Annotated in this window: 30 protein-coding genes; 12 read left to right on the top strand and 18 right to left on the bottom strand. The window is 66.9% G+C overall.

The genetic code is table 11. The annotated features are described in order from the left end of the window. Nucleotides 1-3: 3 nt before the first annotated feature. From ACWEN0_RS45130 to ACWEN0_RS45045, 18 genes are all read right to left on the bottom strand, one after another. Entirely contained in the window at nucleotides 4-522 is a 519-nt protein-coding gene (locus ACWEN0_RS45130; protein ID WP_451987464.1) for a transglycosylase SLT domain-containing protein, read from the bottom strand. A gap of 123 nt (nucleotides 523-645) precedes the next feature. Further along, complete coding sequence (locus ACWEN0_RS45125; protein WP_451987462.1) at nucleotides 646-843, bottom strand: hypothetical protein; 198 nt, start codon at nucleotides 841-843, stop codon at nucleotides 646-648. Beyond that, nucleotides 840-995 (bottom strand): hypothetical protein, encoded by a 156-nt coding sequence (locus ACWEN0_RS45120; RefSeq protein ID WP_451987460.1) that lies wholly within the window; start codon nucleotides 993-995, stop codon nucleotides 840-842. The genes ACWEN0_RS45125 and ACWEN0_RS45120 overlap by 4 nt, the downstream gene beginning before the upstream one ends. After that, nucleotides 992-1,453, bottom strand: a complete 462-nt coding sequence (locus ACWEN0_RS45115; protein ID WP_451987458.1) for an SsgA family sporulation/cell division regulator — start codon at nucleotides 1,451-1,453, stop codon at nucleotides 992-994. Before ACWEN0_RS45115 ends, ACWEN0_RS45120 begins: the two co-directional genes overlap by 4 nt. Before the next feature lie 136 nt (nucleotides 1,454-1,589). After that, a complete protein-coding gene (locus tag ACWEN0_RS45110) occupies nucleotides 1,590-1,910 on the bottom strand; it encodes a hypothetical protein (RefSeq protein WP_451987456.1) in 321 nt (106 codons plus the stop codon). A 118-nt stretch (nucleotides 1,911-2,028) separates the two neighbouring features. Further along, nucleotides 2,029-2,220 carry a hypothetical protein gene (locus ACWEN0_RS45105; RefSeq protein WP_451987454.1) on the bottom strand — a complete coding sequence of 64 codons (192 nt, stop codon included), beginning with the start codon at nucleotides 2,218-2,220 and terminating at the stop codon, nucleotides 2,029-2,031. A 224-nt stretch (nucleotides 2,221-2,444) separates the two neighbouring features. After that, nucleotides 2,445-2,651 (bottom strand): hypothetical protein, encoded by a 207-nt coding sequence (locus tag ACWEN0_RS45100; protein WP_451987452.1) that lies wholly within the window; start codon nucleotides 2,649-2,651, stop codon nucleotides 2,445-2,447. Between the two features lie 104 nt (nucleotides 2,652-2,755). After that, nucleotides 2,756-3,079: a hypothetical protein gene (locus ACWEN0_RS45095; protein WP_451987450.1), complete on the bottom strand. Its 324-nt coding sequence runs from the start codon at nucleotides 3,077-3,079 to the stop codon at nucleotides 2,756-2,758. 166 nt (nucleotides 3,080-3,245) lie between these two features. Beyond that, complete coding sequence (locus ACWEN0_RS45090) at nucleotides 3,246-3,419, bottom strand: hypothetical protein (RefSeq protein ID WP_451987448.1); 174 nt, start codon at nucleotides 3,417-3,419, stop codon at nucleotides 3,246-3,248. Between the two features lie 331 nt (nucleotides 3,420-3,750). Then, complete coding sequence (locus ACWEN0_RS45085; protein WP_451987446.1) at nucleotides 3,751-4,383, bottom strand: hypothetical protein; 633 nt, start codon at nucleotides 4,381-4,383, stop codon at nucleotides 3,751-3,753. A 135-nt stretch (nucleotides 4,384-4,518) separates the two neighbouring features. Then, on the bottom strand, nucleotides 4,519-4,911 hold the full coding sequence (locus ACWEN0_RS45080) for a hypothetical protein (protein ID WP_451987444.1): 393 nt from the start codon (nucleotides 4,909-4,911) through the stop codon (nucleotides 4,519-4,521). Between the two features lie 17 nt (nucleotides 4,912-4,928). Further along, on the bottom strand, nucleotides 4,929-5,090 hold the full coding sequence (locus tag ACWEN0_RS45075) for a hypothetical protein (protein WP_451987442.1): 162 nt from the start codon (nucleotides 5,088-5,090) through the stop codon (nucleotides 4,929-4,931). A gap of 3 nt (nucleotides 5,091-5,093) precedes the next feature. Further along, a complete protein-coding gene (locus ACWEN0_RS45070) occupies nucleotides 5,094-7,472 on the bottom strand; it encodes a DNA translocase FtsK (RefSeq protein ID WP_451987440.1) in 2,379 nt (792 codons plus the stop codon). Then, a complete protein-coding gene (locus ACWEN0_RS45065; protein ID WP_451987438.1) occupies nucleotides 7,430-9,910 on the bottom strand; it encodes a hypothetical protein in 2,481 nt (826 codons plus the stop codon). Before ACWEN0_RS45065 ends, ACWEN0_RS45070 begins: the two co-directional genes overlap by 43 nt. A gap of 120 nt (nucleotides 9,911-10,030) precedes the next feature. After that, complete coding sequence (locus tag ACWEN0_RS45060; protein ID WP_451987436.1) at nucleotides 10,031-11,524, bottom strand: hypothetical protein; 1,494 nt, start codon at nucleotides 11,522-11,524, stop codon at nucleotides 10,031-10,033. Between the two features lie 162 nt (nucleotides 11,525-11,686). Further along, nucleotides 11,687-12,571 (bottom strand): hypothetical protein, encoded by an 885-nt coding sequence (locus ACWEN0_RS45055; RefSeq protein ID WP_451987434.1) that lies wholly within the window; start codon nucleotides 12,569-12,571, stop codon nucleotides 11,687-11,689. Between the two features lie 185 nt (nucleotides 12,572-12,756). After that, complete coding sequence (locus ACWEN0_RS45050; RefSeq protein WP_451987432.1) at nucleotides 12,757-13,830, bottom strand: hypothetical protein; 1,074 nt, start codon at nucleotides 13,828-13,830, stop codon at nucleotides 12,757-12,759. Between the two features lie 105 nt (nucleotides 13,831-13,935). Then, on the bottom strand, nucleotides 13,936-14,262 hold the full coding sequence (locus ACWEN0_RS45045) for a hypothetical protein (RefSeq protein WP_451987430.1): 327 nt from the start codon (nucleotides 14,260-14,262) through the stop codon (nucleotides 13,936-13,938). 144 nt (nucleotides 14,263-14,406) lie between these two features. Between ACWEN0_RS45045 and ACWEN0_RS45040 the strand changes: the two genes are divergently transcribed. The 12 genes from ACWEN0_RS45040 (at nucleotide 14,407) to ACWEN0_RS44985 (ending at nucleotide 23,198) form a co-directional block, all read left to right on the top strand. Continuing rightward, entirely contained in the window at nucleotides 14,407-15,213 is an 807-nt protein-coding gene (locus ACWEN0_RS45040) for a GntR family transcriptional regulator (protein WP_451987428.1), read from the top strand. After that, a complete protein-coding gene (locus ACWEN0_RS45035) occupies nucleotides 15,210-15,755 on the top strand; it encodes a GNAT family N-acetyltransferase (protein ID WP_451987426.1) in 546 nt (181 codons plus the stop codon). The genes ACWEN0_RS45040 and ACWEN0_RS45035 overlap by 4 nt, the downstream gene beginning before the upstream one ends. 78 nt (nucleotides 15,756-15,833) lie before the next feature. After that, nucleotides 15,834-17,018 (top strand): hypothetical protein, encoded by a 1,185-nt coding sequence (locus ACWEN0_RS45030; protein ID WP_451987424.1) that lies wholly within the window; start codon nucleotides 15,834-15,836, stop codon nucleotides 17,016-17,018. Continuing rightward, a complete protein-coding gene (locus ACWEN0_RS45025) occupies nucleotides 17,015-17,575 on the top strand; it encodes an isochorismatase family cysteine hydrolase (RefSeq protein WP_451987422.1) in 561 nt (186 codons plus the stop codon). Before ACWEN0_RS45030 ends, ACWEN0_RS45025 begins: the two co-directional genes overlap by 4 nt. Nucleotides 17,576-17,587: 12 nt before the next feature. Continuing rightward, nucleotides 17,588-18,052, top strand: coding sequence for a phosphatase domain-containing protein (locus ACWEN0_RS45020; protein WP_451987420.1), 465 nt, complete (start codon nucleotides 17,588-17,590; stop codon nucleotides 18,050-18,052). Nucleotides 18,053-18,335: 283 nt separating this feature from the next. Beyond that, nucleotides 18,336-18,866, top strand: a complete 531-nt coding sequence (locus ACWEN0_RS45015) for a hypothetical protein (protein WP_451987418.1) — start codon at nucleotides 18,336-18,338, stop codon at nucleotides 18,864-18,866. A gap of 565 nt (nucleotides 18,867-19,431) precedes the next feature. Then, a complete protein-coding gene (locus tag ACWEN0_RS45010; RefSeq protein ID WP_451987416.1) occupies nucleotides 19,432-21,237 on the top strand; it encodes a hypothetical protein in 1,806 nt (601 codons plus the stop codon). A 228-nt stretch (nucleotides 21,238-21,465) separates the two neighbouring features. Continuing rightward, complete coding sequence (locus ACWEN0_RS45005; RefSeq protein ID WP_451987414.1) at nucleotides 21,466-21,639, top strand: hypothetical protein; 174 nt, start codon at nucleotides 21,466-21,468, stop codon at nucleotides 21,637-21,639. 74 nt (nucleotides 21,640-21,713) lie between these two features. Then, nucleotides 21,714-22,016 (top strand): hypothetical protein, encoded by a 303-nt coding sequence (locus ACWEN0_RS45000; RefSeq protein WP_451987412.1) that lies wholly within the window; start codon nucleotides 21,714-21,716, stop codon nucleotides 22,014-22,016. A gap of 336 nt (nucleotides 22,017-22,352) precedes the next feature. Next, nucleotides 22,353-22,529 (top strand): hypothetical protein, encoded by a 177-nt coding sequence (locus tag ACWEN0_RS44995; protein ID WP_451987410.1) that lies wholly within the window; start codon nucleotides 22,353-22,355, stop codon nucleotides 22,527-22,529. A 160-nt stretch (nucleotides 22,530-22,689) separates the two neighbouring features. Then, complete coding sequence (locus ACWEN0_RS44990) at nucleotides 22,690-22,944, top strand: hypothetical protein (protein WP_451987408.1); 255 nt, start codon at nucleotides 22,690-22,692, stop codon at nucleotides 22,942-22,944. Continuing rightward, complete coding sequence (locus ACWEN0_RS44985) at nucleotides 22,941-23,198, top strand: hypothetical protein (protein ID WP_451987406.1); 258 nt, start codon at nucleotides 22,941-22,943, stop codon at nucleotides 23,196-23,198. Before ACWEN0_RS44990 ends, ACWEN0_RS44985 begins: the two co-directional genes overlap by 4 nt. Nucleotides 23,199-23,214 lie beyond the last annotated feature (16 nt).

The following is a 23,214-nucleotide window of genomic DNA, read 5'->3' as shown; positions in this document are numbered from 1 at the left end:
TGGTTACCTGGCTTCTCGCCGGTAGGTGCGGGCCTGCGCGAGCACGGTGCTCACGTAGTCGGGGTCGTGGTTGTAGGCGTAGATCGCCTTCTCCACTGAGCCCAGCCGCGCGGTCTCGTCGCACAGCAGGTGCGCGGCGGCCGGTATCGCCGCGGCCGGGTCGTACACGTTCGACCCGATGTCGGAGTGCCGGGTGCGCATCGTTGCCCAAGTCGCGTCGACGAACTGCATCGGCCCGCGGGCCTTCCGAGGGTTCGTACCGGAGTGCACGCCGGGCAATGTCGAGCGGCCGTGATCGGTCTCGGTGTGCCCGACACCGGCCAGTAGCGCCCAGTCGACGCTGGGGCAGGTGGCCCCGGCCTGGTGATAGAGGGCCAGGTAGTCGGAGGGGATGTCGAGGGAGACGGTCGTCTGCGTCGCGTTGCGAGGGCGGTCTGCGGTCGCAGGATCGGGATCGGTGACGAGGCAGCCGATGCCGGTGGCGAGTAGGACTGTGGCGAAGACCTTTCCTGTGAGAGACATACTGGTGGCTCCAGTTCCTTGCAAAAGGGGACGGGAAGCCAGGCCGGGTCCTGGTGGACCGCCGGATCTGTGGTGGAGAGGGCGAATCACCAGGCCCGGCCCGGTATTTTGCGAAAGGGACGGCTAGTCGACCAGGTCGTCCCAGTTTTCGATGATCAGCCAGCCGCCGAACACGGCGGCAAGAGCGATGATCGCGGCGGCCCACCACACGATGTGGTGACCTGCTAGAGCGAAACCGCCCTCGATCAGCCCGAACAGCACTACGGAGATCCCGAGCTTCACCGCGAGCAAGATCAAGTCTTCTTCCATGCTCGACTTCATCGGCTCACTCCCTTGCTGAACGCGATAGCCGCCGCGCCGAACGCCGATGCGAGCGCGCATGTGCCGGCCGTCGTGTTGCCGGTGGTGAACAGCGCGAACGCGAGCACGAGCAGTGCCAGGGCCAAGGCGGCGTTGACGCGGCGCAGGTTCATCGCCACACGCCGCCGTCCGGGAACTTGACGCCGTTCATCTCGTCTGCGGCCGGCACGATGTCGTCGGTGGCGTCGAGCAGCCGATCCACCCACGGGGCGTCCAGGGAAAACACAATGCGCCCGGACGGGCTGTCGAGGGTGACCGCCATCTGGTCGCCGAGCTGCACAACGTTGATGTCGCCCTCGCCGCCACCGGAGCGCATCAGTTCACGGGCGATCGTCCACGTGACGGTTCGGCCGTTGCGCTGGGTGAAGATCAGAGTGAACTCGAACGGGGTCGCCTGTGCCCAGGTGAAGGAGGCGTGTGCGTAGCCGACCGTGGCGCCACCGACACTGCGGTGCAGTGGCGTCATTCCGTACGCGCCATGCACTACGTAGTCGTCTTCGTTGATGGACATGTGGTCGACCAGGATCGGGCCTGGACCGTCTTCGATGTTGGAGTAGACCAAGGTCGTCATGTTGGTCTCCACCTCCGGATTCTCACCGTTTCATCTGGGTGTCGAATGGACGTTGTACCTACATCCTATCTCCGTTCAACGTAGATAGGAAGCATGGGAGAGGCCGAGCGTTCCTCTCGGGATACTCGGCCTCTCGCTACTGCTCGTCGCTGGAGGGCGTGCCCTCCTTGTCCTTGTCCGGCTCGGGGAAGATGCCGAACTCGATCAACTTCTGTCGATAGAACTCCGTCATCTCCGGGTCGGCCTTCTCCTTCGCCAACCGACCCGACAGGTTCTGTCGCGCCGCTTCCTGGAGGTTGACGTGCAGCGTCCTGCGCCCCAGCCGCCACGACGCTTCCGGCTTCACGACTGCGAGTGCGGCAGCGGCCTCGTCCAGGTCGTAAAGGTGCTCAACCTGGAGTTGTACGCGCAGGCGATCACCTCGCATCCGGGCGACGAAGGGAATGTGCTTCGTCACTCTGTCCTCCTCCGGCGTCGATCCAATGTGCATGTAACGTCCGTTGAACGCAGCATATGTGATGTGACGGAAGGGCGCTACAGCCAGGCGCCGGCGACGTTGATCACGAACCGGCCACTCACTTCAGCACACCGATGACCGGGCGGCCGATCCGGTTACCCATGCTTGTGTCCAGACAGTTCTGACAGTTGACCTTGCGGAACCACGGCCAGGTGACGTGCTTCTTCGGCAGGATCATGCCGCACACCGTGGTGACCTCCGACCGGTACCACTTGGTCTGCCCGTCGTGCACGAGCGTCTTCCTCTTCACGGGATATCCCTCCAGTTCAGAACCGTGTTTCGTGGGTTGCTTCGTCGGCCTGCCGGGATGCTCGGTTCCTGGACGTGCGGCTGCGGTGCCGTACACTCACACCCGGAACCTCTCCATTCATCTGGGTGTCGTTCCCTAGCCCCGCTCCGGGTCGTCCAACTGCGGAGCGGGGCTTTTCGCGGCTGGATATCGCAGGCCAGAGCTGCCGGGGGCTGTCGTCATGATCAGCCGCGGTGTAGGACCGCAGTCTCGTCCCGGAAGATCATGATCGTCGGGATCGAAGCCGAAGATGTCCTGGAAGACTCGGCTCGCACCTCCGTGCTCGCGCCGGCGTCGTTAAACACCAGCAATTCAGGGGCGAGAGGCGGCGCATATGGCATCTGGAACTCGAGGCCCTCGGTGTCGACTTCAGAGATCTTTTCGGAAATCATCGACCTTTCCCTTCGATTTCGAGCGATACAAAGACTTCTTTGCAGGGGGCTGACTTGGTGAAGTCACTTGAATTTCGGCCGACTCACGTACGACTTTGCTGGCGTCAGTGCCGTCGTTTTCCCCTCTGGCAAGGCTTCATTTTCTGTTTGGCCGTGAGATGCCACCCGGTGCACTTTCGGCACGAATACACGTCGATCGGACCGTAGAGCCGCCCGGAGTAACTGCGGCCGTACATCTCGTCAAGCCGGGCACGCGCGGCTGCCTCGGTGGGGAAGCGAGGTTTTCCGGTCGAGCACTCCGGCTTCCGAGATGCCGGCGGCCGGCGGTCGGCCCCACGGGCTTGTGGTGGGGTGGCACTGGTGAACAAGGCGTCGCCCTGGCGGGCCCGGATTGTGGTGAGCAGTCGTTCGAGTTCCTGCTCGTTCACGTCGCTCACCTTCTTCCTTCTATCTACGTTGCATCTACATGCTATGTGCGTTGAACGTAGCAAGGCAAGGGATCTTTTCGGTCCTGGCAAGCGCGCCTCTCGCCTGAGCCGGAATGGGTGAACGGCCCGAGTTGTCGAGGAACTCGGGCCGTTCGCGGCATTCGGACTAGCTGTTGCTCTGTCCGGTGCGGGCCTGCTGCTCGTCGGCCAGGGCCTTCTGCTTGACCGGCGTGTCCGCGAGGTTCTTGATCGTCGACAGGTCGTCGATGTGACCGAGCGCCTCTCGTGCCTGGCCGTAGGCCACGTCGTCGCTGACCTGCTCTCCGAACTGGTTCGCCATCTCGGCTCCATTCACGGGGGTTCACTGCGAAGTGCGTTGCATGTACATGCTACGTGCGTTCAACGCAGCAAGCAAGAGCTCGCTCGACATCTGCGAACACTCGTCTACTTCCTCAAGAATCGCTGGCCGTAGTGCACTGCCCCGCGAAGACCTGCGGTCGGCCAGCGCCAACAGCAAGGCTCAGCGTGAGGGTTGGACGGCCCGGCCAGACTGTCCGGCCTCGACAACCGGCTGGCCGGGCCTACTCCCCCGTGAAAAGGAGCAGAACCAATCCTACGCAGGTAGAAGATGTCCGAGCAGGAGAAGTCGGACCGACGATTTCGGAGCGAGGTCAGACCTTGAACCGCTTGCGCAGCGGCTTCGGTCCACCCTTTTTGATCCACGTCTGCACGTCGTCGTGGACGGTGGTGAACCACACGGTGAACACCACGGCGGCGATGGGCACGATCAGCAACGACGGCCACCAGCCCCACCACGCAGAGTCGAGCCACCAGTGCAGCAGGCCGGTGAGCACGAACCAAATCCCGCCGGCCATTACCGCGCCCATCAAGATGCCCTTGATGTACACGCCGGGGGCCTGCAAAAGACGGGTAGAGCGGTCCGGTGCGTCCGGCAGCTCGAAGTTCGGCTCCGGCACCCGCATACGCGGCGCGGGCACCAGGTCGTCGTCCTCGTCGAACGCACTGGGCGTGTACGAGGTCGGCCGCGGCACTGCGGTCGCAGGCGGCACGGTCGTGACGGCCTCGGGGCCGGCGAGCGCGGCAGCCACCCCAGCGTCGAAGTGGCCCTTGGTGGTGTCGTACCAGGTCATCGCCTCAGTGACCTCGCGCTCTGAGTGAGCGTGTCCGCGAACCATCTCCTCGAACCCAGCCCGAGAGCGGACGGTGAAGTCGCGGGCGCCGGCGTCGAGCTGGTCCAGCGTGGCCAGCAGCCACGGCGGCATCCCCTCATGCTGGCTGCTCATCGTGTGACCTCGCATTTCTTCGTGTCGATACCGGTCATTGTCTCATCACCCACCGACAACATCCACATCGGTGAACAGCGAAAACGCCCCAGAACCCGAAGGTCCTAGGGCGTCCCTCACCGGCACGGTGGCCTGTTAGCGGCGAGGTCCGGGCGGGTCGTCCCATTCGATGCCGACGACATCGCTCTCGTCGCACGGGTCCAGGTAGGTGCTGTTGGACAGCGGGACCGGCTTGGCCCAGCCGAAATGATCGACCAGCCAGTACGCGACTGGAACGCGAAGCTCCTCTCCCACGTCAGCGCGGACACGAAGGTAGACGCCGGGGTTGGCCGGAACCACGTGGTCGTGCTCGCGTTCGGTCACCGATGCGACCACGCCGAGATCGCTGGCGCGAACGAGAGCGCCGTGCTCGCCGAGGATCAACGGCTCACCATCCTGGGACCAGGCGACCACCGGGTGCGGCTGGCGGTTGTGATCGAAATGCACGACGTACCGGTCCTCGCGGACAGCGGGCTGAGCATCGGACATGCGGCTTTCCCTCCTGGTCAGGCGAAGACGCCCTGGATGAAAGTGACGATGGAGTTCGCGCCGTCCTTCAACCAGCCGAGGCCGTGGTGCACGCCGCCGGCTGCGCCGTGCGGGTTCGACACGACCAGCCAGATCACCAGTGCCACGGCCGCGATGATGCCGATCTTCTTCCAGTTCACGGGTTATGCCTCCGTTCGGGTTTCGGTCTCGGATTCGACGTTCGAGTAGGCGCTCAGGGCCGCCAGGACGCCGGTCAGCTCGTCGGGTTTGACGAGCACGTCGCGAGCCTGCGACCCCTGTTGTGGCCCGACTACGCCACGGCTCTCGAGCAGGTCCATCAACCGACCAGCCTTGGCGAAGCCGACGCGCAGTTTCCGTTGCAGCATCGAGGTAGAGCCGAACTGCGACGCGACCACGAGTTCCGCGGCCTGGAGCAGCAGGTCGAGGTCGTCACCGATCTCCGGGGTGGCCTTCTTCGACTCGGCGGCGTTCACGACGACGCTGTCGATGGGATCGCTCTGCGCCTGGTCCTTGGCAAAGTTGACGACCGCGGTGATCTCCTCGTCGGAGACGTAGGCGCCCTGGATTCGGACCGACTTCGACGAGCCCATCGGCACGTACAAGCCGTCGCCCATGCCGATCAGCTTTTCCGCACCGGGCTGGTCGAGAATGACCCGCGAGTCGGTCAGCGACGAGGTGGCGAACGCCAGCCGCGACGGCACGTTCGTCTTGATCAGTCCGGTCACGACGTCGACGGACGGCCGCTGCGTCGCCAGCACCAGGTGGATGCCGGCGGCACGCGCCTTCTGGGTGATGCGGACGATCGCGTCCTCGACGTCGCGCGGGGCGGTCATCATCAGGTCGGCCAGCTCGTCGACGATCGCCACGATGTACGGGTACGGCCGATATTCACGTTCGCTGCCCGACTTCGCAGTGATCTTCCCGGAGCGGACCTTGGCGTTGAAGTCGTCGATGTGGCGCACCCGGTTGGCCTGCATGTCCTGATACCGCTGCTCCATCTCCTCCACCAGCCAGGCCAGCGCGGCGGCGGCCTTCTTCGGCTGCGTGATGATGGGCGTGATCAGGTGCGGGATGCCCTCGTACGGGGTCAGCTCGACCATCTTCGGGTCGATCAGGATCATCCGGCACTCGTCCGGCGTCGCCCGCATCAGCAGCGACACCAGCATCGAGTTCACGAAGCTGGACTTCCCGGAACCGGTGGACCCGGCCACCAGCAGGTGCGGCATCTTCGTGAGGTTCGCGGTGACGAACTCGCCCTCGATGTCCTTGCCGAGTCCGATCATCATCGGGTGGTCGTCCTTCAGCGCCGTTGTCGAGACGAGGGTGTCGCCGAGGTGGACGGTCTGCCGGTCCACGTTGGGAACCTCGATGCCGACCGCGGACTTGCCGGGGATCGGCGCCAGCAACCGCACGTTGTCCGTGGCGACCGCGTAGGCGATGTTCTTGGCCAGCGCGGTGACCTTCTCGACCTTCACGCCCGCACCGAGGCTCACCTCGTGCCGCGTGACGGTTGGGCCGCACGTGAAGCCGGTGACCTTGGCGTCCACCTTGAACTGCTCGAACACGGCGTTAATGGCCTTGGCCTGCTGGTTCACGCCCTTCCGGTCGATTTCGGCCTGGTCGCCTCGCGTGAGTGTGTCCGCAGGGGGCAGCCTGTAGCCGCCTGCCGAATCGCGGCAGACCGCAGGCCGCACCGACTGGAGAGTGTCGAGGTCGAGTGCCGTGTCGTCGACCGGCGTTGGGTCGTCGACGTTCTCGGCCGCGGTGTTCGACGAGGTGTTCGGCGCCCTGCGCTGACGCGTGGTGGGCCTCGGCGCGGCCGGCTGCACGCCTGCATCGGCGTGGTCGTCATCGTCATCGGCGTCGGGCGCGCTGTTGAACACTTCCCGCAGGGCCGCCCCGACCTTGGCAAGCGGCACGTCACTGACCAGGATGGCCCCGAAAACGAAGCCCGCGACCAGAAGGGGCGTGGTGAGCCACACGGTGATCGACTGAGCAATCAGGCCACCGGTGAGGAAGCCGAGAGCGCCGCCGGCGGACCCGAACACGTCGAACAGGCCAGGAATTGTCGCCAGCAGCAGCAGGGTGCCGGCGATGAGGCGAGGGCGGCGTTCCACCCGCGTGGTCGTGAGCATGAGCGTGATCGCCGCCGCGGCGAGGGCCACCGGGACCCCGAGGCCGGGCAGGCCCAGCATCGTGTGAACGCCGTCACTGACCCGCTGACCCACCCAACCGCCGATGTGGAACCAGGTCGTGCCCGCCACCACAACGGCAGCCACGATCAGCCCGAGGGCTGCGCAGTCGCGCTGGTGCGGAACGTCGAGTTCCCGGGTACTCCCGACTGCCCGGGTGACCTTCCCTGTTGTCCGAGCGGTCGACTTCCACGCCGCGGCAACAGACGTAGTGCGATTTCCGCGTTTCGAGCGGCCGCTCCCCCGGCGTGCTGCCGGCTTCCGCGTCGCCGTCCGCGTCCTCGAGGGCTGGCGTTTACGGGTGGTCACTGCTCCCCGCCTTTCGGAGCGTGGTGCGCGAGGTACCAACGGGCGCCACGGCCGGAGCCGGCCAGCACGGCCTTCTTGCGGTTGGCCAGGTCGCGCAGGCGGGCGCGGACGGTCTCAGCGGACGTCTTCTTGCCGGTCTTCTCCAGTGCGGCGACGATCGCGCTGACGGGCGCGCCCTGGGAGCCGTGCTTGCCCATGATCTCCAGGGCGGCCTGGATGATCGGGTCCTCGTCCGGGAACGCCTGGGGCTCGTCGGCACGACCGGCGCCGTCGGCAAGGCCGAGGGCCGGGTCGATGGTGGCGATAGCCGCGTCGAGCTGGTCCAGCTCGGCGGTTGCCCCGGCGAGTTGCTGGTCCAGGTTGGCACGCATCATCTCGCCGCGCTGTTCCCTCGCCGTGTCGGATTCGCCGGTCGGGATGCCCATCTCCAGCAGCACGCTGGCGGCGTCAAGTTCTGCGATGTTCATCTGGGTGTCGTCCTCGTCGTTCATGACGGCGTCGCCGTCCTCGGTGATTGCGGTGATGCCGGGGACCGCGAGGCGGCCGTCCAGCATCGCGTCCAGCCAGGCGATGTTGGTGCGGACCTGGCTGATCACGGCGTCCTGGTCGTCTTCGGACACCGGAGGCTCCACGGTGACGCGCGGAGTCACGACTTCCTGCGGGGTGAGCAGCGGGTTCTCCGGCAGGTTCATGGCGCGATTGGCGTACGCCTCGCCAGCGGCCTGGGCGGACACCGCGTCCAGCTTCGGCCGGAACGGTGCGTACAGCGCGGCGATCGCGGGGATGTCGCCCAGCGCCTCGAAGGTGCCTTCGTCGGCTTCGTCATCGCCTTCGCGGACGAGCCAGCCTCGGCGATGGGTCATCTCGCCGGTCTCAGCGTCCTGGTCGATGCCTTCACCGGGCAGCATCGCGGTGACGTCGTTCTGCACCAACTCGGCGTTGTTCAGAACGTAGGCGGCCTCGCTTGTTTGCAGCACCTTCAGCAGCGTGCGGCTGTCGCATTGGGTGATGACCGAGTGGAAGCCGTTGCCGTAGTCGGTCTGCACGCCACGCTGCCCCCACAGCTCCAGGCGGACACCCTGAGCTCGCGCCTGTCGCGCGATACCGCCGAGGAACTTGTTCATCCGCTCGCTGCCCATCGCTTCCCACAGGGCGGGCAGCTCGTCGATGATGAGAACGATCGTCGGGGCGGTCTTCGGAGACACGACGGCGCCGGTGCGGTAAGCAGGGTGGCGGCCGCGGGCGTTGATGATGTTGACGATCGCCTTCAGCATCGCGTTCGCGTCGGGGATCTCGGTGGCGAGCCAGTCGATGCAGCTGCCCCAGGCTGCAAAGTGCTTGCCGCGCTTCGCGCTGACGTCGATGGCCCAGACGATCGCGTCGCGGCACGGCAGCAGCGACGCGATTTCCGAGTTGATGTCGGAAGTCTTGCCGGAGCCGCTCTTGCCGACGCCGAACTTGTGGAACGGGCCGTAGCCCTTCTTGAAGATGGTCTCGGTCGCGTAGGACTGGTCGGCCTTGAAGCCCTTGATGATCGGGTCGCGGACGGTGGCCAGGCCGGGCATGAGGCGGCGCAGGTGCCGAGGGATGACGATCGGGGCGGTTTCACCGCCGGACTGGTGGTGTTCGATCGCGCAGTGCACCAGCTCGGTCAACTCCGGCAGGTGCTGGACGATCGGATGCAGCAGGCTGGTGTTCAAATCCCACTGCTTACGCCAGATCACGTCGAGGTAGACGTGGTTCACGTCGTCCTCGACACCGTGCGCGGTCACCGCGCCCTTACGTGTGCGGCCAGGCAGGTGCTTGGCGATCATCGCCGGTGCGGAGAGGACGAACGCGTCGGCCGTGGTGTCGGCCTCGGAAAGGTCGATGTGGTAGCGGAAACCGATCTGGTTGTCGTTCGCGTCGGTGATCGGCTCGCGGTAGAACATGCGCGCACCGGGCCAGCCCGCGCGGGCGAGGATGCCGTCCCTCTCGTTGGCGTCTTCCGCGACGGCGTTCCACTCGGTCGCCGTAGCGCGCTCGGACGCGGCCGGCTTTCGGACGCCACGACGCTCAGCCCAGGTCAGGTGCGAGGCGATGAACCCGACCAACCCGGCGACGTCGACCATCGGGGTGAACCCAATGATCCCAGCCAGGGCGGACCATGCGGCAGCGGTGAGGCCGTGGATGGCGATGTGCTTGCGCTCGTTGTCCGACAGACGTCCAAGCCACGCGTTGACCGCAGTGAGGGCGGCGGCAGAGAGTCCGAACGCTGCGCCGACGGTTGGGGAAATCTCGTGCAGGAGCACTCCAGTGGTCACCGCCGACCCGTTGATCATCAGAGGGCGCAGCTGGTGGGAGTTCCGTGATGCTAGCGCATGCGACTGGGCCTTGATCTTGTCGCGGCGTGCCTTTTTCTTGGCTGCCTTGGACTTGGCCTTGGCGTCGGCCTTGGCCTGTGCCTTCGGGCTCTTGACCTTCGTCGCGTCCGCCATCGGAGTCGTTCTCGCTCTCTGATCAACACGATCGTTCGTAGGGAGGTTGGTCAGGGACAACACCCGGCCACCACGCGAGGGGATTCGGGGGTGGCCGGGATTGACCTCGACCAGCTCGGGCTAGTGCTGGCCGAAGAAGGTGGACTCGTCGCGCATCGTTCGGCCACGAGCACCGTTGACCTCGAAACGGTCCTGGTAGAGGACCCAGAAGTCCTTTGTGGCTCCGGCAAACAACTGCATCGCGGAGCCGATTACCGGACCGGCGAGGTAGATCTTCTGAAGCGAGCGCGGGTCCATGCCGTACTGGATGTCCATGCGGTGCGCGAGAAGGGTGACCGACTCAGCCCCGGTGCGCAGGGAGTGAGCGGTGGCGGCGAGCTGCTGCATCCAGTCCTGGTAGGACTCGGGGTGGTAGTCCGCGAGCAGGGCGAAACCCCTGTTGAGCTCGGCGGCCGGGTTGTTCGACATGTTTCCTCCTGTGGTGCTGATCGAGGTCGTCTTCGGGGCGGTGCTGGGCTTCGCGGGGGCGCCGCTGCTCGAGGTTTTGGCGGTGTCGATGCGTTCGGCCTTGGCCTGCGTAGGCTGCCTCCCGCTGTCGGTGCGGTGAACCCGCTTGTTCTCCGGCGGGAGCACGTAGTCCCACTCCATGCGCTGCCCGACCCAGCCGGGCACGAACCCGTCGGGTCGAAGCGGCTTGTGGTTTTCCAGCTCCCGTCGCTTCTGCTTGTCTTCCGCGGACTCGCGCTGCGGCTTTGGCGGCTCGATTACGTCGGGCTTGCCCTGCTGCCACACACCAGGCGTGGCCTCGGGGAGCCCGGCCTTGCGGGCTTCCTTGTCCGGGTCACCGGTCGGCGTCCGGCCGAGGTCGACATCGCCGAGCCCGGCGAGTTTGGCCTGCGCCCGGCGAACCGCGGCGTCCTCGTGGGCCGAAGGTTCCACCCGCACGCCCGAGGCTGGCTTCGGTGCGCTGCCGGGCCGGTCGAGAGTGCCGACACCACCTCGGCTGGCTGAGGCGCCGCCGTTGTTGCGGTCGGATGGGGCGGCATCGGCGAGGTTGGCCGCCGCCCGGCGGATTGCCTCGTCCTCTGCCCGACGCCCCGCCGAACTGGAGCGCCCGGTGAACACGCCGAGCTGGCGGGTCGGATGCACCCGGCCCGTGCGTGGCGCGACAGCCGCCGCCGCACGCGCGGCTACCGGCGTGATCCGGCTCCAGTCCCGCTGAATCGAGCGGGTGTGCAATTCGGACAGCCGCGTGGCTGCCGCGTATCGCATCCGGCGGACACGAACCCGGTTGCGGGCCTGCATCCGCACGATCCGGCGGGCGGTCGCATCGCTGTAGACCATCCCGCGGGTGTGCAGGTAGCGCCCGGCGTGCCCCGCTACGCGATTGACGTGCGGCCGGGCGGCACGGTAGCCGCGGTAGGAGTGGCGCACCGTCCATCGGGTCGTCAGATACGCCCCGGCGACGGCGACTGCGGCGGTGCCAACCGCAGCACGGCCGACGACCTGGAGGCCGCGGCCGGCAACACGGACGTGGCGAGTCTTGCCGGTGCGGGTCACGGGGGTGCGCTTCTTGTACACGAGGCGGCGGGCCTGGCGGCCACGGTGGGTCATGTCGCGGGCGTACTCGCCGACCTCACGCTCGAACCGGTTGTACCAGTGGCCTGGGTCGCCGTGGCGATCCGCGCGCCGACCACCCAGATGCCCCGCCGGGCGGGCAGGTCGGGTAGGTGCGGCAGCGCGGCTCCGCCTGCGGCTGCTGGTCGTCGGCATCGGCTAGCCCACCACCATCGAGATCCCGGCGATAACGATCACCGCGAACAGCACACCGAGCAGCACCCGGCCGAAACGGCGCGGGTCGTTCAGAGCGACCGCGGATTGCGCGGCCAGCCAGGACACGAAGTTGAGAGCGACGGTGGCCGGAGTGGAGATGGTGGCCCAACCGCTGTAGAGGACCTTCCCCACGACGAATCGACTGTTCTTCGCCCGCTGGGTGTGCACGGTGACCGTCTCGGTCGTCGAGCCGGGCGCGGCGGTGTTCTTGGGGTCGATCAGCAGGGCCGACAGTTTCGCGGCGATGAAGGACACCACGTTCAGGGCGACGCCGATGGTCGCGGCGGTTCCGGCATAGCCGTGATAGAAGAACCGGCCGATCGGGACATCAATGGCCTGGCAGCGCTCGCGGTGCTCGGTGAACAGAACCCCGAGGTCTGCGGGCTTGACCGCGGCGAAGTCACCCGGCGTCCAGGTCGCCGCGGCGAGCAGGATCGCCTTCTTGACGTCGGCCTTCTCCGCGGGCTGGTTTTGCTGGGGCTTCTTCTCTCCCCTCTTGGCCTTTTTCCCTTCGACCGAGTTCCAGCCGGCGGCCTCGGGGTCGTCGATCGGCGTAGCCCGGTCGACGTTCGCGGCGGGGTTCCCCGTAGCGGGAGCCGCAGCCTGCACAGGAACCTGGGTGGTCGTGGCTTCCCAGTTCCCCGTCGAGGCGAGCAGCGCGAAGTCCGCCGTGGTGAACTCCGCATCGGTTTCCGTCTCGGTGCCGGCCTGGCTGGCGTCGATTGGTGTGGACATCGCGGTCGTTCTCCTTCCCGTACCATCGGAAGCGCGGATCTTCGTGTCGATAGCGGTTTCCGCGCTGCCCCAGCCCTTCGCGGGCTGGGGCACTTTTTGTGCTGTTCAGTTGGGGTGTGGGGGCTTCCGTGCTCCCGGTGATGTCCACCAGATCGGGGCTGGTGGACATCACCGCGTCCACGGACTCCTCGCTGTTCAGTTCTGGGTGGTGGCCCGGCCAGGGGCAGAGGGTGCTGGTAGGGGGCGTGCCCCTGGCCGGATCACCGATCGGGGGCCGGCTAGTCGAGTTCGCCGGTGCGGTTGAACTTCAGCCAGTCACGGGTGACCTGCGCGTCGGGCATCCCGGCCGACCCGAAGCGGTTCGCGAGAACCTTGCGGATCGAGCCGGCGCCTGCGGTGGCCTCGTTCTCGGGGATCTTCAGCGCGCCGGTCAGCTCGGCCTCCTCGACCGCGCGCACCTGGCGGGCGAGCTTCGCCTGTTCCCCGGAGAGCTGCCCCGCCGGCGCGGACAGCTCGGCGTCGGTCTTCGCAGTGAGGATGCGCTCGTTGAATTCCGCTGCGAGGACGGGCAGCAGCCACAGCGACAGCACGACCGCGACCGGGACCCACAGCCAGATCAGGCCGGACAGCTCGCTAAGGATCAGATGCGGTGCGACGTTGATGAAGACGCTGATCCCGAGCAGCAGCACCTTGATGCCGGCGAACTTCTCTTTGCGCATCTCGGCGAACGCCTGGCGCATCGCGCTCGCAGAACCGCCAGGTTTCCCGGCCTGGAAGATCAGAATGGCCACGAGCGGCGCGGTGGCCAGGGACTCCAGCAGGAACAGCACCCACCAGACCGGATTGGTCCAGGCAAGGTGCATGACCCGCGACCAGGCATCCTGAGCCTGAACGGTGCCGATGATCACGCCCGCGACCGCCGGAGCCGCGGCGAGGACCAGCGAAAGCCTGCGGGACCGGTACTGCGCACCCAGGAACGCGGTCGCACTGGTCAGGGCGCGCAGCTTGTCCTTGGCCTTGATCGCGTCGAGCACGTCACGTTGCTTGGCCTTCGCGACCTCCTGGTCGGTCGCGAGCTCGCGTTCAGCCTGCTCGATCTCGAAGGCGTTGCGCTTGGCCTGAACAGCGCGCATGTCGGTGCGGTGCTTCTCGGCCAGGTCGCAGTCGGCGTCCAGTTCTTTGCGGGTCTTCCAGGCGCGGATGACCTCGGCGTCCTGGATCTGCACCGCCTCGGTGGCGCGCTGCTCGAGGTGCTTCAGCTCGGCCGCGGACGGCATCGACGCGAAACGGCCCTCGAGCGCCGGAGCCGCTGGAGCCTGCTGCGGATTGGCGGCGTAGAGCTGGGTGGTCATCTGCGGAGGCACGAACGCCGCGGACGGCGTGTGCCCGTTGGTCGCGGGCTGCTCCGTAGTCGTCATCGCGAAACTCCTGTTCACGGGGGGTGTTTTGCCGATGGACTAGGCGCCGGTGGCGAGGTGGCCGATGGCGTCCCAGTGCTCGGCGATCTCGGCGCGGAGGGCGCGGCGCCGGGAGGGACGGATCGTGTGCGCGAGCTTCCGTTCGGCGGTGTCGCTCATCTGCTTGTGGAAAGTCGCGAACTCAGCCAGCAGCTTCGGGACCTCGTGGTCCAGCGCAGCCAGGTCGCGGCTGGAGGGCTCCTTCGGTCGCCAGTCCTGGCGGGCCTGCTCGGCCATCGACAGCAGTTCCGTCACGGTCGGCTCCACCCGCGAGCCGCGAGCCGCGGACGGATACCAACTGCGGGAGTGGGCCTCGGTGCTGGTCATCGCCTACACCTTCCTTTCCCTTGTTCATCGGTTGCGATAGTTCAAGATCGCTAACGGTTTCACTTAATAAACATGCCGGGCATGGTGCTTGTCAAGACAGTTCGCTAAGTTTCTCTTGGGAAACCGTGAAAGAGGGAGCGAGCGTTGAGCCCGACGAAGACGAAGTACGTCGCCGACCGGCTGCGGCGGCAGATCCACGACGGCGGATGGAAGCCGGGTGACAGGTTGCCGACCCACGCTGAACTGGCAGAACGGTTCGGCACGTCTCCGGTGACCATCGGAGCCGCGGTGAAGCAACTCGTTGCCGAGCGGCTGCTGATGACCTCGACCAGCAGCGGCACGATCGTGCGCTCCAGGGAAGTGCTCGACCACGTGGTCACCGACTTCATCCGCGCCGACCGGCCGGCCAGCTCGGTGTCCGACGTGTTCGTGGAGACGGTGCGCGCGGCCGGTCGGGAGCCATCGAAGGAATTCTCGATGCGGATGGAGCACGCCAGCGCCGAGGTCGCGCGGTGGCTGGGGATCGAGCCGGAGTCGTGGGTGGTCGTGCGGACGCTTCGACAGTTCGTCGATGGCCAGCCCTGGTCCTGGGAAGAGTCCTGGTATCCGCAACCCCTCGCTGAACAGGCGGGTCTCGACGCGCCGAACGACATCCCGGAGGGCACGACCCGCCGGTTGGCCGACCGCGGCTTCGGTGAGCTTGCCTGGTGGGACGCCAACCACGCGCGGCCGGCGAACCCCGACGAGGCCGCGATGCTCGTCGTGCCGACCGGAACCTGGATCACCGACTACATCCGGATCGGCGCGAACCGGAACCAGATCACCCGCGTGACGCGCAAGCGCACCGAGGCAGATCAGAACCGGGTCATTCACGAGATCGGTGACGACCAGGCCCTCGCGCTCATCCGCGCGGCCTTGAACAGCGGAAACGATCGCGAGGAGACGAAGTGAACGGCAGTTCCCAGGTCGAGATCCGCCGCGCGAGCGTCGCGGACGTGTCGATGATCGCGCAGTGGCGACGCGAGGCTGCCGACTGGCTCGCCTCGATCGGCAGCGACCAGTGGTCCGAGAAGGGGCTCTCGGCGGAGCGGTTCGTGGCACGCGTTACCTCCTCGGTTCACGCCGGCGAAACGTGGGTCGCAGAAGTCGACGGGCGCCCAGCCGCGACGCTTGCGGTCGACGAGCACACCGATCCGGGGTTGTGGACGCCCGCTGAACAGGCGGAATCCGTGATCGTCCACCGGATGATCACCGACCGGAACCGGCAGCACCGCGGTCTCGGAGCTCTCCTGCTCGATCACGCCGAGACGATCGCCCGCCAGCGCGGCAAGACGTACGTGCGACTCGATGCGTGGACGTCGAACGGGCGGCTGCACGACTACTACCGGGCGGTCGGGTTCCGGTTCGTCCGAATCGCCGACCCGCAGCGTCCTTCCGCCGCGCTGTTCGAGCGGCCAGTATCGAACTCGGGCGTCGATCAGCAAGCTGTCTGATGGAGTTGTCAAGGACCTATTGCGGTCAAGTTTTGGCTGTTCAGAGAAGGTGCGGTAGATGACAGCACGGACACGGGGGTGACATCGGCGATGTCACTAGCGGCCAACCACGACGACGGGGCACGCTCAAATGAGGTGCTGCGAGCCTGCCGTGAAGAGCGCGGCTGGTCGCTGTACCGGGCGGCCTTCGAGCTGCATCGGATCGCCCAGGAGGCCGAACTTCCCATGACCGCAACCGTCGAGAGCGTGCGGCGGGCGCTGATGCGCCACGAGGACGGCAAGTCCTCGCCCAAGCGCCCCGACGACCCGTACGCCCAGCTCTACTCCCTCGCCTACCGCCGGCGACCGGAAGAGCTGTTCGGCAACCTCCGCCCCCCGGCTTCCAAGGACGGGGCGTTCCTCGTGCACGCCCACCAGTTCGTGCCCGTCTACGTCGGCGCCGCAGTCACCGAGCTGGCCACCACGCTGTCGGCCGCGCCGGTCACCGTCGGCTGGGCCCAGGCGCAGCGGGTCGACCTTGTACTCGACGACGACGGCAACCCACCGGTGCGCGGCGTGCTGTACCTGTTCACCTGGGGAGTGGCGGTGTGGCATGTGCTCACCCCCCACCGCGCCGAGATGATCGCTGATGTGTCCGTGTGGCGACGCGAGACGCACCGCTCGACGCGGCACCGGCTCGCCGCGTACCTGGCCGGCCTGCTCGATCGCGGCCGGATGCACGCCCGGTACGTGTTGACCGCGTTCTGGCTCGTCGAACCTGCCTGGACCGGACGCGACCTGCTCACAGCGATGCGGCTGCTGACCTCGCCGCGCGCCTTGCTCGGCAACGCCGACGGCGACCACCATCACGCGAGGCGGATTGAACAACGCCTGTTCAGCGAAGGATTCGCGCCCGAGGACCACGTGCCGATCGGCGTCGACGGGGTGTCGCTCGGTTGGGCATCCTGGGCCGGCGTGGCCTACCACCCGGTCGCGCCGGCCGCCGCCCTGACCGAAGACGACCTCGCCACCGTGGAACTTCTCGCCCAAGGTTTGTGGTGCCTGTGCGAGGAGCTGGACCAGCAGGTCCGCGACGGAGAAGATCCGAAGCTGCCTGCCGACCACGACTGGCGGTGGCTCCGCGGACGTCGTGCGGCGATCGTGCGCGGCGACGCGAACGAGCCCGCGCAGCTGCGCGCCCTGCGAGCAGCGATCGTGACGACCAGCGAACTGGACCAGAAACTCAACGAGACCGTTCAACTACTCCGAGAGGAAACGCCGTGAACAGCGGAAACAGCAGTGTCCTGATCGTCGTCGACATGCAGAACGGGTTTGTCAGCTCACGAGCTCGACCAATCGTTCCTCATGTCGTCGATCTCGTGCATCGCTGGGAAGAACTCGGCCGCGACGTCGTCTTCACGCGTTTCCTGAACCAGCCCGGCAGCCAGTTCACCCGGCTGATCCACTGGGAGCGGTTCATGCCCGGTGAAGAGGAGACCGAGATCATCCCCGAGCTGGCCGAGTCGGCCGCTCGGTGGTCGCCGCTGATCGACAAGCCGGCGCAGTACTCGCCGTTCACACCGGAGTTCACGCGGATGGTGCACCGCAACCGATGGGACGACATGGTGATCTGCGGCATCGCCACCGAGTCGTGCGTGATGAAGACGGCATGCGACGCGTTCGAGCTGGGCTACACGCCCTGGGTCGTCACTGACGCCTGCACCTCCCACGGCGACCCGAAGCGGCACGAGGCCGGGCTGCTCACCATGAAGTACTTCATCGGCCGGGACCAGCTCGTCACCGCCGACGATGTGCTGAACGGCGCTGCCAAAGCCGCCTGAACAGGAGAAACAGTGACGCAGGATCGGCCGGTCGCGGTACTCGACATCGACGGCACCGTCGCGGACGTGACATGGCGGCTGTCGCTGCTCGGCGACCAGCCCGCCACGGCCTCACGCCAGGCGTGGGCCGCATTCTTCGACGCGGCCGGCGCAGACCGGCCGATCCCCGCCGGCGTCGCCTTGGCCCGGAATCTTGCCGTGGACCACGACATCCTGTGGCTCACGGCCCGCACGGACCGCATCCGCCCGCTGACGGCCTCCTGGCTGCGTCGGCACAGCATCCCGGACGGCGAGCTCGTGATGCGCCCGAACGACGACCTCCGACCCTCGCCGGTGTGGAAGCTCGAGCAGCTCGACCGCATCGCCGAGACGCGCTCGATCGCCGTGGTCGTCGACGACGATCGCCGAGTCCTCGACCTGGCCTCTGAACAGGGCTTTCCTACTCAGCTCGCCCCAGCCACCCCGTCGTGCCGGTGACCGCGGTCACCGTTTCAGCTCGCGAACTTTACAACATCGCAGGCGCGCCACGCGCGCACGCGCCTGGCGCGCGCACGCGTGACATGCACGCGCGAAGCGACCTCCCGAACTCCGATCACGCTGGCACTGGTCAGCCCTGAACAGCCTGAAAGGCCAGGTGAAACCCATCCCGATGCCCGAGAGGAACGTTCAGGAAGCGCCCTTCGCCGTGTCAGCACACAAGATCCGACACGCCACAAACCGATCATGCAATCCGGCACCAAGTGTTGTACGGTTCCGAGTCATGGACGTCAGAAGTGTTCCGGTGATGAGCTTCCGCGCGAAGCAGGCCGAGTACTTCGCCGCGGTTAAGGCCGGCGCTCACATCGCGCTGACCCGCTACGTCACGACCGTCGGCGTCGTCATGCCGCCCGAGGACTACCGCCGCGCGATGTTCGCGCTCAGGGCGGTCGCCGGGTTCGGCGAGCACGCAGAGCAGCAACAGCGCCTCGGAAACCGAGACGTTCAGAAGGTGTCCTCCGCAGTGTTCCGCCGTGACCAGGCGGACTACCTCACCGTGCTGGAGAAGGGCGAGGCCCACTTCGCGGTGACCCGCTACCAGGACACGCTCGGCGTCGTCATCCCCTACGCCGACTACGACTACGTAATGTTCGCCGTTCGCGTCATGGACGGCCTGGCCAAACTCGCCGAGTCCGACGGCCCCAACGACCTGCAAGCCTTCGCCGCCCTGGTGGACGAGGAGATGTCCCACCGCGAGGGCCGGGACGGGCAGCAGGAACTCCTCCTCTTCAAGGAGGTGGCGCAAGCCTCGTAAACACTTCGGGGCGGCCCCCGAAGGGGGCCGCCCCGCAAAGTCCGAAGGCGCATCTCACGCCCGGGTCCTGACTGAGTCACCCAAACTTCTTCAACTCGGGCACCCCACCTGGTCTCACCAGCCAGAGCGCCCTACTCGGACGACAACTGAACACCTCAGCATGAAAGTCAGGGCACCACCCCTGACTCACCGCCGAGGGCGAATTCCGGTGCTTCCAACACCGGCCTTCGCCGTTACCCCGAACGTTGCGTGTTCGGAGAAAGAAGCCCCACGTCGTGCCTACAACACGGCGCTCCTGGTGTTGCATCATACCTACCGCCAGGAGCGCGGTCTACTCATGCGCGCCGGGACACACCCGCCGCGAGCCCACTTCTTCGCTGTTCACAGCGCCCCCGCCGTTCGATGATCCCCTCCGGGAAGCGCGTTCGCGCCGCTCACCGGGCCGAACATCACCGGCGGTGGCGCGATGACCACCGCAGAGCTACTACGAGAGCCAGTTTCCACTGTTCAGCGCCCCGACTGCATCGCGTGCAGCCGACCCTTCGGACGCCTTCGAGCACCCCTCGTGGCAGGCGACGGACTCTTCGACTGCGTCGAGCTGATCGTCTGCGACCAGTGCTGGCACCTGGCCGGCGGCACCGCGGCCGTGCACGCCAAGCTCGCGGCCAACGAAAGCGGACAACTCGAGCCCGTCCTGGTCTTCGACCCAGCCATCGAGGCCGTCCTGGCGGCCGCCGACGAGTACGACCAGCTGCACCCCATCGACCGGCTGCTCGTCGAATCCGGAGTCCGGTGGGCAATGCTGCGGCACATCGCGGTCCCCGCACGGATGCGCCTGGCGGGCGAGATCCTTCGACGCACCGCGCCGGACTGCACGCGCGTGGCCGACTCGGCCGATGTGTGGCTCGGCGCCGTCGAAGACCGCATCCGGCAGCAGACAGGGCCGGGGCTGGAGTTCCGCTACAACGCGAAGCGGCGACGCTGGTGGCGGATCTGCAACGTGCTCCGCTGCTGTTCAGACCAGGGACGCCGACCGCTGACCTGGGTCACCCAGGAGGAGATTGCGGCCGCCGTCGGCTGCTCGGACCGGACGGTCCGCCGCTGCGTGGCCTGGCTCCAGCGAGAGGCGCTGCTGTGGGAGATCCTGCCCGGCTGCCAGCTTCCCCGGAAGGAGGCCCCGGACGGCGAGACCCCCGCTGAACGCGAAGACCGGGAACGCAGGATCGCGGAGGCCATCGCGGCCGAAGACGCGGCGATCGCCCGCGCTCACGCCGAACTCGACGCTGTCCGGGCCGGCCTCCGTGGCCGCCGGGCAGCTGCGGCCGCCCGGCAGACCCTCGATCTCGAGCTGGACTGCGAGGCCGAGCTCCAGGACCAGGCCGACGCGCCAACCCTCGTGCAGCTCGCGCCCGTCTACGAGCTGCGAGTCCCGCTCGACGTCCAGGAGCTGGAGGAGTCCAGCGCCCTCGTCGACGCGTGCGTCAGCGCAGGCGACCAGCTGCTCCGCGAGCACACCGACGAGCGTGTCCACCCGGCCAACGTGCTCCTGTACGGCACGGTCACCGTCGTCTACGCCAGCGGAGCCCACACCGTCCACGAGCCGGTCGACCTCGTCTCCTGGGCGCCCAGCTCGAACCCGATCTGCCCGGACTGCGGGCCGGTCGCCGGATACCTCCGGTTCAGTCCCCTGGGCGTTGACCTGCACAAACATCAAAATGTCCACCCCCCGCAGGTGTGTAACCAAGATCAAGTGAAGTCCAGTTCCGTACAACCTGTGGATAACCGACCGGCTTCGCCGGGCAGAGACAAGAGGGAGGTTCCCTCGGCCGAAAACGGCCCTGAGTCGGTCGCTGACGACCGAACTCGTCGCCGCGAGGGTGATCGGGAGCGCGCGCCCCAGTCCGAGGCTGTACGAGCAGCTGAGTGGCTTCTGCGGTCACGTCTTGATCCACGGGTCTGCGACGAGGTGTCAGTGCGGTGGCTGGCAGCCCAGATTCGGGCATCCCACCTGCTCGATCGCCACGACTGGAGCTGGGAAGACCTGGCCGACCAGCTGCACGGCTACCCCGAGTTCACCCAGCTCCCCCGCTACATCCGCAGCGCCCGCGGGTGGATTCGGGCGCGGTTCAAGAGGGCCGAGCCGACGTTGTCCCCGTTCAAGCAGCGGGTCATCCGCGACGTCGAGCGCAACAGCCCGATCCTGCGGCAGCAGCAACGGGCGGCGTTTGAGCAGACCCGCCGCGAGGAGATCGCAGCACGTCGGGCCGCAATCGACGCCTGCGAGCTGTGCGACGAGCTCGGTTGGCTGCACGTGCCTGCGGACACGCCGACCGCACGCTGCAACCACGACCTGGAAACCGGCGGATGGTGACCAATCCCCCTAGATCTGCCGACCGACCACCAGGGGGCTCCCTGTCGGGCTCGCCTTCGCTCGGTGATGCCGGCTACTGAGCAGCCTGCCGACCCAAGATGCCCAGGTCAGAGGGTTCTTTAAGCCCGTCTTCTAATTTGCTACCCCAGGGGGGTTGACTTACTACCCCTAGGGGTGTCATTCTGGTTTCAGCACGGAGCACCGCCCCTACCACCCGCGGAGGACACCATGAGCACCAGCAAGCTGCCGGGCGTCGGAGAAATCGCCGGAATCGACGACATCGCCCCCGAGGGCACCGTGATCACCGAGAAGCACGTACTCGACTACCGCGCAAGCGTCGAGCAGGCGCACCGCAACCTCGGACTCCCGACCGACAACCTCTGGGGCGACCAGAACAAGTGACCACCGAGCCGGGAGCCGTGACCAACGGCCCCCGGCTCCTCCCCCGTCAGCACTCGGAGAAAGGCGGGCTACCCGTGTCCGATCCCACGGCGCAACCGTCGAACAGCGCCCCGGTCGATCTCCCGACGACCCGAGACGAACTGTTCGCCTGGATCGACGCCATACCGCCGATCCCGCGCGCCAAGCTGCTCGGCCTGCTCGTCGACGCCCAGAACGCCAAGGCGCTTGCCGCCAAGCGTCGCGCCGCAGTAGCCGAAGCGGCGGCCGGCTACGGCAACGCCGGTGCCGTCGCCGAAGAACTCGACGTCAGCGTCAAGGCGGTCTACAAGGCTGCCTCTGAACACCGCCGAGCGACTCGAACCGCTGACGATCAGTAATCGCACAGCGCGCACACGCGGGAAAATGCAAACCCAGGCCCACGTAACGCGCAGGCCCGCGCACGCGCGCGTCATGCGCGCGCGCACCCGCGCGGGCGCGCGGTATAAGGTATGTTTTTACCAGATCGCACGCCTCAAACGCCAATCTGGCGTTTGACCAGCCGAATCGCCAAGCGTCGATCTTGGCGATTCGGCTGAGCGATCTTGGCGTTCAACTTGGCGTTCATGGTCACCGTGGGTGATGTTCCTTCAGTGAAGGTCTCTACTTGTTAGCTGCGTTCAACGCACATAGGATGTACCTGCAATGCACGTTCGAGGCAGGCTAAGGAGGCCGAGATGATCTGCTGGGAACTCGTTCTGGACACCGCGATCGAGGGTGAGATCTGCCTACGAACCCCCTCGACGGCCGCGGCGGTTTCCACTCCCGACGACCGGTCCCCCGACGTCGACCGGACGCTCGTCCTCCAGGCCGACGAAGTGCTGACCCACGGGGTTCAGCAGCCACGCAGGTAACCGCCGGCCACACCTGGACCACCAGGTCCGGCGCGGCGGGCCGCACAGCCCCTACCACAGTTCGTGCGACCCGCCAGACCCCTACCAGCAAGGAAGGGAAGACCCAGTGTCTCACGCGCACCCTCTGGGGACGTTGGCCGATCAAGGCCCCTCCCTGGCCATGTACGTCCTGGCCCAAATCGCCATCCAGAACGGCTTCCGCCTGCTCCGTATCGGGCAATTCGAGGGCGCAGCCGAGGACTTCGACACCGCAGCCAAAGCCGCCTCGCTGTTCGCCCACGGCGCTGACGAAGCCGGCGACGCCGAACGAGCGCACCGCTGGCAGCTCGTCGCTCAGGGACGCCACCGCTTCGCCGACGAGGCCCGCAAGGCGGCCGCCTTCGAGGCCCGCATCATCGCCGGAGCCACGGCATGAACAGCGCCAACGCCACAGTCCTCCCGGAGTTCCCGGACGATGCCCTGCGCCTGGCCGAGCTGCACCACCTCTCCCCCGCCATCGCCGACGTCGTGCTCACGGTGGCGAACGAGGCCATCACCACCAAGTACGCGAAGAACCTCGAAGACCTCGCCTTCGAGATCGAGGGCGAACTCGACGAGCCTGACCGGCCCAACTCCGGCCCGATCGCCGAGGACGCCATGCACCTCCTCGGCTACTCCTACGACCACTAAAACCCCCCGTGAACAG

The organism is Amycolatopsis sp. NPDC004378 (assembly GCF_053602455.1).
Note: the sequence above shows the minus strand (reverse complement) of the source record. Positions and strands in the feature narration are given on the sequence as shown.